This is a genomic window from Cupriavidus taiwanensis, from assembly GCF_900250075.1.
Taxonomy (GTDB): domain Bacteria; phylum Pseudomonadota; class Gammaproteobacteria; order Burkholderiales; family Burkholderiaceae; genus Cupriavidus; species Cupriavidus taiwanensis_C.
In genome coordinates, this window is the sequence record NZ_LT977071.1 from 2,638,365 (window position 1) to 2,652,050 (window position 13,686).

General features: G+C 68.9%; 11 protein-coding genes. 5 read left to right on the forward strand and 6 right to left on the reverse strand.

Annotated features, from left to right (window positions below; genetic code table 11):
- Positions 1-126: 126 nt before the first annotated feature.
- A complete protein-coding gene (locus CBM2588_RS28195; RefSeq protein ID WP_115683526.1) occupies positions 127-2,709 on the forward strand; it encodes a penicillin-binding protein 1A in 2,583 nt (860 codons plus the stop codon).
- Positions 2,710-2,745: 36 nt separating this feature from the next.
- On the opposite strand, the gene CBM2588_RS28200 is transcribed toward CBM2588_RS28195, so the two are convergent.
- Together CBM2588_RS28200 and CBM2588_RS28205 are read right to left on the reverse strand one after the other, a co-directional pair.
- Positions 2,746-4,077 (reverse strand): DUF1501 domain-containing protein, encoded by a 1,332-nt coding sequence (locus tag CBM2588_RS28200; RefSeq protein ID WP_115683771.1) that lies wholly within the window; start codon positions 4,075-4,077, stop codon positions 2,746-2,748.
- A 17-nt stretch (positions 4,078-4,094) separates the two neighbouring features.
- The gene (locus CBM2588_RS28205) at positions 4,095-5,699 is read right to left on the reverse strand and encodes a DUF1800 domain-containing protein (protein WP_115683772.1); all 1,605 of its coding nucleotides are present in this window, start codon (positions 5,697-5,699) and stop codon (positions 4,095-4,097) included.
- 198 nt (positions 5,700-5,897) lie between these two features.
- Between CBM2588_RS28205 and CBM2588_RS28210 the strand changes: the two genes are divergently transcribed.
- Together CBM2588_RS28210 and CBM2588_RS28215 are read left to right on the forward strand one after the other, a co-directional pair.
- The gene (locus CBM2588_RS28210; protein WP_115683527.1) at positions 5,898-6,821 is read left to right on the forward strand and encodes a DMT family transporter; all 924 of its coding nucleotides are present in this window, start codon (positions 5,898-5,900) and stop codon (positions 6,819-6,821) included.
- Positions 6,805-7,569: an AraC family transcriptional regulator gene (locus tag CBM2588_RS28215; protein WP_115683528.1), complete on the forward strand. Its 765-nt coding sequence runs from the start codon at positions 6,805-6,807 to the stop codon at positions 7,567-7,569. Before CBM2588_RS28210 ends, CBM2588_RS28215 begins: the two co-directional genes overlap by 17 nt.
- Positions 7,570-7,601: 32 nt before the next feature.
- On the opposite strand, the gene CBM2588_RS28220 is transcribed toward CBM2588_RS28215, so the two are convergent.
- Positions 7,602-8,051: a group I truncated hemoglobin gene (locus tag CBM2588_RS28220; RefSeq protein WP_115683529.1), complete on the reverse strand. Its 450-nt coding sequence runs from the start codon at positions 8,049-8,051 to the stop codon at positions 7,602-7,604.
- A 212-nt stretch (positions 8,052-8,263) separates the two neighbouring features.
- On the opposite strand from CBM2588_RS28220, the gene CBM2588_RS28225 reads away from it, so the two are divergent.
- Complete coding sequence (locus tag CBM2588_RS28225) at positions 8,264-9,067, forward strand: BPL-N domain-containing protein (protein ID WP_115683530.1); 804 nt, start codon at positions 8,264-8,266, stop codon at positions 9,065-9,067.
- A 12-nt stretch (positions 9,068-9,079) separates the two neighbouring features.
- On the opposite strand, the gene CBM2588_RS28230 is transcribed toward CBM2588_RS28225, so the two are convergent.
- Positions 9,080-10,234: a hypothetical protein gene (locus tag CBM2588_RS28230; protein ID WP_231942305.1), complete on the reverse strand. Its 1,155-nt coding sequence runs from the start codon at positions 10,232-10,234 to the stop codon at positions 9,080-9,082.
- 183 nt (positions 10,235-10,417) lie between these two features.
- Between CBM2588_RS28230 and CBM2588_RS28235 the strand changes: the two genes are divergently transcribed.
- Entirely contained in the window at positions 10,418-10,732 is a 315-nt protein-coding gene (locus CBM2588_RS28235) for a DMT family transporter (RefSeq protein ID WP_115683531.1), read from the forward strand.
- Positions 10,733-10,756: 24 nt separating this feature from the next.
- Here CBM2588_RS28235 and bcsS read toward each other — a convergent pair whose 3' ends face one another.
- Complete coding sequence (bcsS, locus tag CBM2588_RS28240) at positions 10,757-11,428, reverse strand: cellulose biosynthesis protein BcsS (RefSeq protein ID WP_115683532.1); 672 nt, start codon at positions 11,426-11,428, stop codon at positions 10,757-10,759.
- A gap of 63 nt (positions 11,429-11,491) precedes the next feature.
- Positions 11,492-13,636, reverse strand: a complete 2,145-nt coding sequence (locus CBM2588_RS28245) for a glycosyltransferase (protein WP_115683533.1) — start codon at positions 13,634-13,636, stop codon at positions 11,492-11,494.
- Positions 13,637-13,686 lie beyond the last annotated feature (50 nt).

A 13,686-nucleotide genomic window follows, 5' to 3' on the forward strand; every position in this document is an offset into this window, starting at 1 on the left:
ATCGCACCTGGGTGGGGGTTTTCCCTGTAACCGGCCGGAACGTTTTGGTAGGATGCAGGCTTTTCCGACGACGGTAATGCCAGTGTTCCGTGCCGCCCCGCGCCTGTGCCTCGACCGCTTCGCCTCATGAAGCTGGCTGAGATCAAGACCCGGCTTGCCCCCCTGCTTGCCTCGTTCCAGGCTTCACTGCCTGCCCCCGTTCGCCAAGGCCTGTCTCGACTCGCTGCGCGCGGCGCGCGCGCCGGCCTGACCCGGCCCGGCACGCTGCGCCCCACGCGGCGCGGCCTGCTGGCCGGACTGGCCGCGATCCCGGCGGCATTGCTGCTTTATGTGCTGGTGCTGATTCCGTTCACGCCGGGCATCAGCGATATCCGCAAGGCCAAGTCCGAGCAGCCGGCCCAGGTGCTGTCCGCCGACGGCAAGGAGCTGGCGGTGTTCAAGTGGGCCAACCGCGACTGGGTGCCGCTCAAGCAAATTTCGCCCAACGTGGTGGCGGCGCTGATCTCCACCGAGGACCACCGCTTCTACCAGCACCACGGCCTGGACTGGCGCCGCATCGCCTCGGCCGCGCTGCATACGTTTTCCGGCGACCGCCAGGGCGGATCCACCATTACCCAGCAGCTGGCGCGCAATCTCTATCCCGACGAGATCGGCCGCGCCCCCACGCTCACGCGCAAGCTCAAGGAAGCGATCACCGCGCTGAAGATCGAGGCGCTCTACACCAAGGACGAGATCCTCGAGACGTATCTCAACACGGTGCCGTTCCTGTACAACGCCTTCGGCATCGAGATGGCGGCGCGCACCTATTTCGACCGCCCCGCCCGCTCGCTCGACGTGCTGCAGAGCGCCACGCTGATCGGCATGCTCAAGGGCAACAGCTACTACAACCCGGTGCTCAACCCCGAGCGCGCGCTGGACCGGCGCAATACCGTGCTCGGGCAGATGGTCAAGCGCGGCAAGCTCGACGCGGCGCGCTACGAGCAGCTGAAGAAGCGCCCGCTGCGCATCGACTTCGAGCGGCAGACCGAGCCGCCCGGCCCCGCGCCGCACTTTGCGCAGCAGCTGCGCAAGTGGCTGATCGGCTGGGCCGACCGCAACGGCTACGACATCTACGCCGATGGCCTGGTGGTCCACACCACCATCGACGCGCGCCTGCAGGCCATGGCCACGCAGGCCGTGGTGCAGCAGGGCAACCGGCTGCAGGCGGTCGCCAACGCCGCGTGGGCGCCGCGCGCGGGCTGGGCCGCCAACAAGCCGCTGGTGCAGGCCTTCGTGCGCGAGACGCCGGAATACCGCGCGGCGGTCGCCGCCGGCGCCGCGCCGGAAGAGGCGCTGCGCCACCTGATGGCCGACAGCGCCTTCCTGCGCGCGCTGCACCAGAACAAGACCCGGATCCAGGCCGGCTTCCTGGCCATCGACCCGCGCAACGGCGAGATCCGCGCCTGGGTCGGCAGCCGCGATTACACCCAGGACGCGTTCGACCACGTGCAGCAGGCGCGCCGCCAGCCGGGCTCGACCTTCAAGCCCTTCGTCTACGGCGCGGCCTTCGAAGAGGGCAAGACGCCCGACGACACGCTGGTGGACCAGCCGGTGGAAATCGAGCTGGCCGGCGGCGAGATCTGGCGCCCCAGCGACGAAGGCCGCCCCACCGGCCGCGCCATGACGCTGCGCGACGGCCTGGTCTATTCGCGCAACACCATCACCGCGCAGCTGATGCAGGAAGTGGGCCCCGCGCGCGTAGCGCGGCTGGCGCGCAGCATGGGCGTGCGCGACAGCGAGCTCGACGTGGTGCCGTCGCTGGCGCTGGGCACCAGCCCGGTCACGCTGAAGGAAATGGTGGCCGCCTACGGCACCATCGCCAATGCCGGCGACTACATCGCGCCGACCATGGTGACGCGCATCGAAGACCGCCAGGGCAATGTGCTGCAGGTGTTCCGCCCCGCGCGCGCCGAGCACGCGCTGCCCGCCGCCGCCACGCAAACCCTGCTGGACGTGATGCGCGACGTGATCGACCGCGGCACCGGCGCCGGCATCCGCTCGCGCTTCGGCATCCGCGCCGACGTCGCCGGCAAGACCGGCACCACCCAGGACAATGCCGACGGCTGGTTCATCCTGATGCATCCGGAACTGGTGGCGGGCGCCTGGGTCGGCTTCAACGACAGCCGCGTCACGCTGCGCAGCGACTACTGGGGCCAGGGCGCGCACAGCGCGCTGCCGATGGTGGGAGACTTCTACCAGCGCGCCCTGCGCGCGCGCATCATCGACGGCCGCGCGCGCTTTGCCGAGCACGAAGAGACGCACTTGTTTGCGTCGCTGGGCACGCAGCTGCGCGGCTGGTTCAGCCAGCTGTTCACGCGCGACAAGGCCAGCGAGAGCCCGGCACCGCGCCCGGCGCCGCGCCGCCCGGCATTGCCGGCGCAGGAAGCGGAGGTCGCGCCGCCGGCCGCTGCGTCCGCCGCGGCGGCCGACAGCGACCATGATGAGTCCAGCCTGGCGCTGGATCGGGGAGAGACGGTGATGGCGGTGCCGCCACCGGACATCGCTGCAAGCGCGCCGCTTGCGCCGCCCCCGGCGAATGAACCGGCCCCTGCCACCATCCCGCCCCCTGCCTCCTCCACGCCAACGGCGCCGCCTGCGCCTGCGCCTGCGCCCGCAGTACCGATCACGCCGCTCGCACCCACCATCATCACCCCGGCCGGCCAACGCTAGCCGCCGGACCCGGCGTGCGGCCGGCCGGAACGCGGTTCACACCAACCCGATATCCCGCCCCGCCACCCCCGGAAACACCTGCGCCAGCCGCTGCGCATCCAGCCCGTACAACCTGCGGAACAGGCCGCCCAGCAGCGCCCGGTACTCGTTGCGCACCGGCCAGTCGCGATCCTGGTTGAGCGTGGCCGCTTCCACCGCAACCTGCTCGCCGGCGATGCGCCCGCCGCGCACGGCGCCGCCCAGCACCCAGTAAACCGTGCCGTGGCCGTGGTCGGTGCCGCGCGTGCCGTTCTCGCGGAAGGTGCGGCCGAACTCGGACAGCACCACCACGGTGGTCCTGCTCCATGCGGGACCCATCTCCGCGGCAAAGGCCGACAAACCGCGGCCCAGGTTGTCGAGCAGCCCGGCCAGCTGGCCCTGCGCGGCACCCTGGTTGACGTGGGTGTCCCAGCCGCCCACGTCGATAAAGCCCAGGTTGAAGCGCTCGCGCATCAGCCCAGCCATGCGCCGGGCCTCGACCTCGAAGCCGCGCGCGCTGAGCGCGCGGCGGCTGGCGGCCTGCATCTCCTGCTGGCGCGACGCCATGGTGGCCGGGCCGGCGCCAGCCATGCCGCCCTGCGGCGCTTCCGCCTGCGCCTGGCGCGCGACGGTCTCGCGCAGCTCGAAGCCCTCGTCGATCAGTGACTCGAAACGCGTGCCGCGGTACATCTGCGCCAGCAGCCGCGCCTGGCGCGCATCGAAGGGGGCGCGGCCGCTGCCCTTGAGCGAGACGTTGGGCACGTCGCGCGGGCCGGACAGCACCAGCGGCAGCCCGTCGGTGAACGCCACCGGCGCGGCCTGGCCGCCCATGGCCTGGGCCAGCCGGTTGAGGAAGCCGCTGCCGCGCAGGGCAGCCGCGGCCTGGCGGCTTTCGTCATGGCCGGGCAGGCCGGCCTCGATACCGTCCTGGGTTTCGAAGTGGCTGCGCGACAGGTCGTGCGTGCCGGCGAACGGCACGAAGGCCAGCTGGCCCTGCTGCCACAACGGCAGCAGGGTCGGCGCCAGCGCCGGGTGCAGGGCCCAGTCGCCGATGCCGCGTGCGGCGCTGTCGGCGCCAAAGGCGGATGCCAGCGCCACCGCGGCATTGGGATCCGCGTCGGCACCCGGCGCGGGCGGGCGGCGAATGGCGATATTGGGCCGCGCGGCGTAATAGAAGTCGCTGCCGGCCGGCACCAGCACGCTGGCGGCGTCATAGCCGCCGCGCAGGAAGACCAGCAGGAAGCGCGCATCGGCCTGCGCGGGCAGCGCGTAGACGCGCGCGGCGATGGCCGGCAGCGCCAGCCCGAGCGCGGCGCCACCCATCGTCTTGAGCCATTGTCGGCGTTGCATGGTGCTCTCCGTTGCCTTCAGCGCTGCATCCATTCGGGCGAAGCCAGCAGCAGGGTGTTCCATTCCGCCTGCGACTCGGCCTGGCTCAGCGCGGCGCGCGTGGCGGGGCCAAGGGTGGCTTCGATCGCATCGTAGTAGAGCTTGTTGCCGATCGTCGGGAAGCGCGCGCCGCGTGGCGTGGTGCCGTCGCCCGCGAACAATCCCGCCGGCCCCGAGCCGATCGCGCGCGCGATCTCGAAGCGCCGCACCATCTGCCCCGAACTGGCCCACGCGCTTTCCGCCGACGGGTAGCCGTCGGGCGCCACGTGGCCGTACAGCGGCTCGCCCAGCTGGTTCAGCCAGTTCATCACCGGGCGCAGGTTGGCCACCTGCCGGCCTTCATAGGCCAGCCGCAGCGACGACACCACATAGACCATCGGGTCCTTGAACTTGCGCGGGGACGGGTCCGCCTGCCGGTCCAGTTCTGGCGCCAGCAACATGGTGCGCAGCACCGCGGCGATATCGCCGTCGGTGCGCGTGAAGGTCTGCGCCATGCGCTCGACCAGCGCGGGCGGCGGCTGGTCGGCGATGAAGTACGCAGCCAGCCTCGCGCTGACAAAGCGCGCCGTGGCCGGCTCGCGCGCCAGCATCGCCACCGCGCGCGCCACTTCGTCGAAACCGGATGGTTCGATGCGCTGGCCCAGCAGCAGCTTGGCGCCGAAGTCGTGGCGCGCGGGGTTGAACTCGAACAGGCCGTCGCTGCGGTACAGGCTTGCGCGCGCCGCCGGCAGCTTTGGCGGCGGCGTGCCGCGCAGGTTCACGCCCACGCCGGTCAGCACGCGCGCCAGTTCCTGCACATCCTGCTGCGTATAGCGCGAACCGCTGGGGCCGCCAGAGACGCCCAGCGTATGCAGCTCCATCAGTTCGCGCGCGTAGTTCTCGTTGACGCGGTTGGCGCTGCTTTGAGCATTGTCGAGATAGATCAGCATCGCCGGCGCGGTCACCGTGGCCATCAGCAGGTCGCGGAAACGGCCGAGCGCGTGCGGCCGGATCGCGCGCTCTTCGTAGTCGGCCAGCAGCAGCCCGACCTGGCCCTTGCCCGCATAGACGTTGAAATGGTTCATCCAGAACCATGTCATCTGCTCGCGCAGCTGCGCCGGCGAATACAGCGCGCGCAGCAAGTGGCGCCGCGCCACATCGGCCACGATCTCGCGGCCCTGCAGGTTGAGCGCCTGGCGCGCCTGCTGCCGGCTCGCGTCGTCGGGCAGGGCATCGATGCGCTGGCGCGCCTCGCGCGCGGCCTGGACCTGCGCGGCGGCGCCGTCGCGCAGGTTGGGCAAGGCGTCGATGGCGGCCGCCAGCTCGGGCGGATCGGCCAGCGGCATCGCCAGCTGCTGCGCGAGGAAGCCCTTGCGGCCCAGCCGGTGCAGCGCGCCCAGCGAGGCCTGGTCGGCGCCGTAGGTGACGGTATTGAGCCAGCGCAGGTCGGCGGCGGCCGTGGCGCCACGGTCATCGCCGTTACCCGGCCCCACTCGCAGCTGGGCACAGCCCGCCAGGCACGCGGCCAGCGCCAGCACGGCGGCGGCGCGCCGGGCGGTCACGCGCCCGCGGCCAGGTGGTCTTGCATGCTGCGCTGGATCCATGTGGTTCACCTCGTCCGGTTCGATCCCCATCACCATGTTACGTGGCAAGCCCGGTCCGGTTGACGCGACGACGCCACGCGAGTGTTACCAGTGCTTTCAGTGCGAGATTGCCGGATTTGCCAAGACAGCGGCGCCGCGCCTGGCTAGCCTTGCCATTTTTCTGCCTTTTCCGCTCCCGCAGCGGAAACGCCTGACCGCATGTCGCGCCCCCTGTCCACTGTCGCCTGGCTGCCCGCCATGGCCTTCGTGCTGATCTGGTCCACCGGCTTTATCGTCGGCAAGGCGATCGTGCCGCTGGCCGACACCAGCCTGTTCCTGCTGGGCCGCTTTGCCGTGGCTGGGCTGATGTTCGTGGCGTGGTCGCTGGCAGCGCGCGCGGCCTGGCCGCCGCTGCGCGAAGCGCCACGCCACCTGCTGGCCGGCGCGCTGATGCAGGGCCTCTACCTGTGCGCCGGCTACGGCGCCGTCGCCCAGGGCCTGCCGCCGGCGATCATGGCGCTGCTGGGCGCGCTGCAGCCGCTGCTGACCGCGCTGCTTGCCATTCCCCTGCTGAAAGAGCTACCTTCCAGGCGGACCTGGCACGGCCTGGCGCTGGGTGCACTCGGCGTCGCGCTGGTGATCGCCCCCGCGCTGCAGGCCGGCCCGCACGGTGCGGCCCGCCCGGTGTCGCCGTGGATCATGCTGCTGGGCGTGCTGGCCATCGTCTCCATCACCATGGGAACCCTGTTGCAGAAAACCGCCATCGCCGCCTGTGACCTGCGCGCCAGCTCGGCGTGGCAGAACCTGGGCGCCATGCTGGTCGCCGCCGCGATGGTGGCGATCCAGGCAGCCGGCGCGCCGCTGCACTGGCACGACGGCCCAGCGCTGTGGGCCGGGCTGGCCTGGGCCGCGATCGGCCTGTCCGGCGCCGGCACCTGGCTGCTGGTCAGCCTGGTGCGGCGCGGCCAGGCCGCCAATGCCGCGGCGCTGATGTTCCTGGCGCCGCCCCTGGCGGCGCTGCAGGCGTGGCTGCTGTTCGGCGAGCGCCTCGGCGCCGTGCAGATGCTGGGCATAGCGGTGGCGGGTGCCGGCGTCTGGCTGTGCCAGACCCGTGGCAGGATGCGGCATGCGCAAGCCCGCTGAAGCGCGCGCCGCGCCGCTGGTCGAGCACCGGCGCTACCGGCCGCAGCCGGAGGGCCACCAGCACGGCTACCACCAGCTGCTGTTCGGCCTGGCCGGCGCCTCCGAGCTGGAGCTCGACGGCCACCTCTACCGCGTCGACGACCGCACCGGCCTGATCGTGCCGGCGGGCAGCCATCATGACTACATGGGTTATCAGGGGAACCTGCAGCTGGTGGCGGACTTCCCCGCGCAATCGGTGGCGCTGCCGGCGAGGCTGATGGCGCGTCCGCGCGCGTTCGCGCTGGACGGCGCCCTTGGCAACCGGGTGCGGGCGCTGGCGGCCGGGCGCACGGCGTGCGCGGCACGCGCGCCGCAGGCAGACTGGCACCTTGCGGCAACCCTGGCCGCGACGCTGGCCGACAGCCTCGGCATGCCCGCCGACCGCGAGGTCTTTCCGCTGATGTCCGTCGACGCCTACCTGCGCGCCAACCTGGCCGCGCCGCTGCGCGTGCCGGAACTGGCCGCGCATTTCGGCTGGAGCGTGCGGCGCTTCCAGACGCTGTTCGCCGAGGCCTTCGGCGATACCCCGCACCGCTACCAGACCCGGCTGCGGCTGGACCGCGCGCTGCAGTGGCTGTCGGACTCCCGGCTGCCGCTGGCCGAGATCGCGCTGATGTCAGGCTATCCGGACCAGACCACCTTCACGCGCAGCTTCACGCGGCGCTTCGGGCTGCCGCCGGGGGCATGGCGCGCGGCCGCGCGCGCCTGAGACCGAGCGTGCTGACCGCCCGGCGCGATTGGTTACCGCGAGACGATATCCTTGCGCATCGGCCCCAGAATCGCCAGCAATTCCTTCTGCTCGCGCGCCGGCACCTTGAACTTGTCGAGCGATTTCACCAGGTCATCGACCAGCGCATCGAACTCGTCATTGCTGATGGCCAGGCCGGCATGGGCGGTTTTCATATCGCGGCCCGAATAGGTACAGGGTCCGCCAGAACCCGCGCAGATCTGCTCGACCAGCCGCGTCTTCAGGCGCGGCATATCGGCATTGGCAAACTTGGCCTTGATGCGCGGGTCGGTCGCCAGGTTGCCGACGAAGTCGTCGACCACCGCGGTAATCGCCGGCATGCCGCCAAGCCGGTCGTATAACGACGAAGTCGTGGCCGGCTTGGCACGATCGGGCGTTGCGCAACCGGCAAGCCCCAGCACCGCCGCCACAACAAAACCGCACAGAACAGGCGAGATACGCATGGCTGACTCCTTCCTTTACCCGGTAGCTGCGGGATCGGAGCCAGTGCCCCGGCGCAAATTGCATTGACCGCATGCGGGGATAGCGCCGACCGCGCCGGCTTCGGCTGTTTCAGCATAGCAGGTTGGCTCTGCCTTGCTTTCACGCCGATGACGGCATGGCGTTTTCGATACCAACCGGCTAGAGTCGGAGACGACAAGACCCGGATGCGGCCATGCCCAAGCCACAGATCCTTACCTATGTCGACGCCGGCGCGTCGGACTGGACCGCATGCCTGATGCGCACCATCGGCCATCAGCTGCCCGCGGGGGCCTATGAAATCCGCGCGGTGATGGCCAGCGAGATCCGGCACGACGCCACGCTGTTCGACGACGCGGTGATGTTCGTCATGCCGGGCGGCGCCGACCTGCCCTATTGCGCCTTGCTGAACGGCGCGCCGAACGCGCGCATCCGGCAGTTTGTCGAACGGGGCGGCGTCTACCTCGGGATATGCGCGGGCGCCTACTACGCCTGCCGCGAACTGGCCTTCCACGCCGGCACCCGCGGCGCCATCTGCGGCCCGCGCGAACTGCGGCTGGTGGATGCGGTGGCGGTCGGCTCCCTGCCTGAACTGACCGGCGGCAAGCTCTATGACGGCACCCCGCGCACCACCGCCGCGGTGGAACTGCGGACCACGGACAAGCTGACCGAAGTCCCGCTATCGCTTTACACGCATTACCACGGCGGCTGCCGCTTCGACTTCGCCGACGCCCCCGGCCCCGGCACCGAGGTGCTGGCCGTCTATGCAGGCATCGCCGGCACACCGCCCGCCATCGTCAGCGCACAGGTCGGCAAGGGCCGCGCGCTGCTGACCGGGGTCCATTTGGAAATTTCTGAGCGGGAGTGCAAGGATGCGTTGCGCGGACACAGCGATATGTCCGAATACCTCCATGTGTGCGACCGGCTGGCGGAAACGGGCGACGCGCGGCTGGCGGTGTTTCGGCAGTTGCTGGCGCAGGGTGGGCTCGAACTGGACTGAAGGGGCGGCACCCTAGCGCGCCACCTTCCTCTCCGCCTCCTCGTTAAAGTGGTAAAGATGCGTATTGTCCGGCGCCTCGCCGATTCCCTCGCCACTCGGACGGAATTCGATATGGCGCTGGAATTTTTCGCTGTCGGCCCGGGCGTCGCGCTCGGCGGCCTGCAGCGCCTCGGCATAGGGCATCGGGTCCTTCGATTTCTCGATTTCCAGCAACAGGGTCTGTTCGTTGACCCGCACGCTGTACTTGCCGAGATTGAACAGCAGGTACATCGCCAGCAGGTTGTCATAGTCCTGGTAAGCCCCGGCCTCGCGGCGGAAGTCGAGCGACAGCACCGACGGGAAGCGATCGGGCAGGTCCTTGAAGGCGATTTTTTCTTCCTCTTGCGGATCGACATAGGCCGAGCCGCGATACTTCTTGTACAGCACTACATCCATGCCGTAGTTGCGCTGGCCCCATTCCCGGACCAGCTTCATCGCCATCTCGGTCGGGATATTGGCGGTGGCTGCCGCGATCATGCGCTGCCCTGAAAACAGCGTGGCGCCGGTCACTGCCAGGTCGCGGTAGCCGGCGCCATACTTGAAGGCGGCGCCGATGGTCTTGGCGCAGTTCAGGCGCAGGTAGTCGTAGCGGATCGGCCCGTGGTGATATTCGGTGTTGCTGCGTTGCTGGTGATAGTCGTCGTTGATGCGGCGGAAGTACGCGGCCAGCGCCGCCTTGTCCGCCGCCGGCACGCCATAGACCCGCACCCCGATGACCGAGCGCTTGTAGATCTCGCCGAAGTCGAGCCCGAACGATGCGGTCTCGGCGACCGTGGATACGGTCTTGAACAGGTATTCCTGCTTGGGGATGGCGACCATCAGATCGGTGGTGTAGCGTCCGCTCGCGTGCGCGGGGTCGCGATCGGCGTAGAAGTTGGCCGAGTAGACCCGCTCTTCGCCCGCCGCGTCGTCACGCAGCGCCAGCGCGATATGGCCGGCGGATCCGCCCTTGGAGGTGCCGAAGCTGATCAGCAGTTCCAGGTCATACGGGTCCTCGCGCAGGCGTGACGCGATCTGTTGAAGGTTGGCAGGCTCCGGCCCGCCCTTGCTGCCGAATTCGCTGGACAGGGCCAACCGCGGCAAGACCAACACCATCGCGACGAACCACAGCACCGGCCTCGTTCTCATTGTTTCCCCCCGATCTTGGACGTCCCAGGGCATGACCATGACATGCCGACAATACCACGCGGCCCATCGCCCCGGCACACGCCTGCCCCAGCGATCCGGTACAATGCTCCACTTTCGAGGACGACCTCGCCCGCACCGGGTATGAATGTCCGGGACGGCCCGGCTCTTGATCAAGGAGCCATCATGGCCTGGATATATCTCGTCATCGCCGGAGTGCTCGAGGTTCTTTGGGCGTACTCCATGAAGCTGTCCGAGGGCTTTTCGCGCCCCGGCTACTCGGCCATCACCATCGTGGCCATGATTGCCAGTTTCGCCCTGCTTTCCCTGTCCATGAAAAGCCTGCCGCTCGGCACGGCCTACACCATCTGGACCGGCATCGGCGCCGTGGGCGCGTTCCTGGTGGGGCTGTTCGTGCTGGGCGAACCCGCCAGCGCAGTCAGGATCCTGGCCGCCGCACTGATCGTCAGCGGGCTCGTCATGATGAAGGTGAGTTCCTGAACCGCAGTGTCGTTCCGGCCACGCTCAGAACGCCTTGCTCAGTTCCAGTCCGCCATAGAAGGACCGCGGCTCGCCCGCGGTCTTCCTGGCGCCGCCGAAGAATCCCAGGTTCACGCCCTTGCCGATGGCAATGCCGGTCACGACCAGGCCACCTTGCGTGGCGTGGTAGAACGGGTCGCCGTGCTTGATGAATTCCACGCCCGCCCAGGCGTCGCCGAAGACCTTGTAGAGCAGGCGCCCGCGCGCCCAGTAGGCCTTGGGTCCGAAGTTGTAGCTGGCGATGCCGTTGACCGCCCAGTTCCGGGCAAACTCCTGCTGGCCCAGCACGGTCAGCGCGAGGCCCCACTCGCCGCCGTCAGAGCGGTTGTCCGCCCCCTCCGGCGAGACGCGGTTATAGCGGTAGCGGGCGCCTGCCGAGAACTCGGCCCAGCCCGTCGACCAGCCCTTCTGCACGCCGAGCGCGGCCTCGGCCGCCTGTCCGTTCACCGTCACGGTGGTGCCGTTGGTACCGTACTTGTAGTGGTAGTCGCTGACCACGAACTTCTGCACCAGCAACGGCACCGGCAACAGCTTTCCGCTGATGCCGACGTATTCGCTGCGCTCGCCGCCGCCGGCCAGGCTGGCGCCGCCGAACACGAAGGGATCGGCCGCCGCCGGCAGCGAGGCCAGCAGCGCCAGCCCGCCGAACAGTGTCATCGTTGCCAGCCGCCGGCATGCTGCGCCATGGCCTCCGTACGCCATCATCAATATCTTCCCGGGTTAAGCCGCGCTATGCGGTGCAATGTTGTACAGGTGGAAATCACCGGTCGGCGTGGTGACCCGGCCCGTGGGGGTGAGCCGGACCGCCTGTTCCTGGACGGCGCCCGCCTGCGCCGCCATGGTCTGGCGCAGGGTTGCGCCGGCGCTGAGGTCCAGCTCGATGCTGCTGAACAGCAGCGGTGCCGCGCCGTCGATGGTGGCGATGGCCACCGGCAGCATGCCGACGCGCAACGGCTGCATCAACAGCGCGGCGGCCCAGCTGTACGCCGCGGACGGACTGCCCCCGTGACGCCCGAGGATCTCGGCAAGACGTGTCAGAGGCGGCGTCTCGGTCTCGCGCAGGGCTCCCATCTCGAGCTGGAGCCTGCTGCCGAACAGGAAGGTTTCCAGTGCACCGGTGTTGCCTTGCGCGCTCCAGTTGAAACGCAATCCGACCGACATGCCGTAGGCGGCGCCGGGCCGCGACGCCTTGACGAAGGTGGCGATGGCGGTGTCGTGGACGACGAGGTTGGGCAGATGCACCGCCACCTCGACCACGTCGCCCAGCGCCAGGCCGGGCATCGCTTCGCCCAGGTAGAGCGCGCCGTTCGGTGACAGGTCCGCGGTCAGTCCCAGACAGGTCTTGCCATCGACGGACAGGGTAGCCGGAACGCGCAGCGGAAAGCGGTATTCCGCGCGGCGGTTGCGCGAGTGCCTGTATGCGTATGCGCCCACCGCGATGGCCGAGCCCAGCGACATCAGCGTCCAGAACAGCGTCACCAGGCCGGCACCGAGCGGGATCCCGCCCGTGTAGATGCGGTACAGGCCGACCGGTATGCTCGCGGCGGCCACGGCACAGAGCACCAGCAGCGGCGACAGCCATAGCCACATCTTGCCGGTCTGAGACATCTGCTTGTCGGTCACGACAAACGGGATATTCTTGCGGAACAGCCCGACACTGGTCGACATGAACGCAAAGAACCGCGCCATGGCGTACTGCTCGCTCAGGAACAGCGAGTTGTAGCCGCGCCCGAGTTCCAGGTGCACCAGGATCGAAAGCAGGTAATACAGGCAGAACAGCAGCAGGAAATTGTCCAGCGGCGAGATGATCGGCAGCACACCGGTCAGGAACACCACGGGTGGCGTCAGGAAAAAGATCAGCTTCTGCCAGCCTTCGAAGAAGAACAGTGCCGAGGCCAGGTAATTCAGGCGCTGCCCGAGGGTGAGCCCGCGGCTGAACAGGATGTTCTCGCGCCGGAACACCTGCATCGCCCCCATGCCCCAGCGCATGCGCTGTTTCAGGTAGGTGTCGATGCTATGCGGCGCCAGCCCGAACGCCAGCGACTCGGCGTGGTAGACGGACTGGTAGCCGAGCTTGTGCAAGCGGATCGCGGTGTGCACGTCCTCGGTCACCGTTTCCGTCGCGAAGCCGCCGATCCGCGACACCGCGGTGCGCCGGATCACGGCACAGCTGCCGCAGAAGAACGCGGCATTGAGCGCGTCCTTGCCGCGCTGGATCACCTTGAAGAACAGCGCCTGCTCATCCCACACCCGCTTCTTGCCCAGGCGGTGGTTGAACGAATCGATGTTGAAGAAGTCCTGCGGCGTCTGCACGAAGGCGACCCGCTCGTCGCGGAAATAACCCAGGGTCTTGACCAGGAAATCCTTGCGCGGCGCGTGATCGGCATCGAAGATCGCAATGAAGTCGCCAGTGCTGTGCCGCAGCGCATGGTTCAGGTTGCCGGCCTTGGCGTGCGCGTTATCGCCGCGCGCGAGATAGCGGCAACCCAGTTCCTGCGCCAGCGCGCGCATCGATTCGCGGCGGCCGTCGTCGAGCAGCCAGGTGACATGCGGATAATCCATGCGCATCACCGCCAGCAGCGTGCGGCGGATCAGTTCGACCGACTCGTTATAGGTCGGCACGAAAACATCGACACTGAGGCCCGGCTCGGGCGGCGGCGCTTGCCGCACCGACAGCCGGTACGTCATCAGCACGAACAGCAGGCCGCTGATATAGCCGTAGACTTCCGCCGCATAGAGCGGGAAGGAAAACAGCGGTGCCGCGAGGTTGATCGTGTCGACGCGCCAGGCCAGGTACGCCAATCCCACCAGCACGTACACCATCACAAGCACCCTGATCGACCGGGTGGGCTGTTCCGTGTTCATATTCTTGTTCTTTGCGCGCGTTGTTCTCACTGGTCACGATGACGGGCTGC

Coding starts and splice junctions, on each gene's coding strand:
- CBM2588_RS28195 (WP_115683526.1), top strand. CDS start 127: ATGAAGCTGGCTGAGATCAAGACCCGGCTTGCCCCCCTGCTTGCCTCG.
- CBM2588_RS28200 (WP_115683771.1), bottom strand. CDS start 4,077: ATGCAACGCCGACAATGGCTCAAGACGATGGGTGGCGCCGCGCTCGGG.
- CBM2588_RS28205 (WP_115683772.1), bottom strand. CDS start 5,699: ATGGATCCAGCGCAGCATGCAAGACCACCTGGCCGCGGGCGCGTGACC.
- CBM2588_RS28210 (WP_115683527.1), top strand. CDS start 5,898: ATGTCGCGCCCCCTGTCCACTGTCGCCTGGCTGCCCGCCATGGCCTTC.
- CBM2588_RS28215 (WP_115683528.1), top strand. CDS start 6,805: ATGCGCAAGCCCGCTGAAGCGCGCGCCGCGCCGCTGGTCGAGCACCGG.
- CBM2588_RS28220 (WP_115683529.1), bottom strand. CDS start 8,051: ATGCGTATCTCGCCTGTTCTGTGCGGTTTTGTTGTGGCGGCGGTGCTG.
- CBM2588_RS28225 (WP_115683530.1), top strand. CDS start 8,264: ATGCCCAAGCCACAGATCCTTACCTATGTCGACGCCGGCGCGTCGGAC.
- CBM2588_RS28230 (WP_231942305.1), bottom strand. CDS start 10,234: ATGAGAACGAGGCCGGTGCTGTGGTTCGTCGCGATGGTGTTGGTCTTG.
- CBM2588_RS28235 (WP_115683531.1), top strand. CDS start 10,418: ATGGCCTGGATATATCTCGTCATCGCCGGAGTGCTCGAGGTTCTTTGG.
- bcsS (WP_115683532.1), bottom strand. CDS start 11,428: ATGACACTGTTCGGCGGGCTGGCGCTGCTGGCCTCGCTGCCGGCGGCG.
- CBM2588_RS28245 (WP_115683533.1), bottom strand. CDS start 13,636: ATGAACACGGAACAGCCCACCCGGTCGATCAGGGTGCTTGTGATGGTG.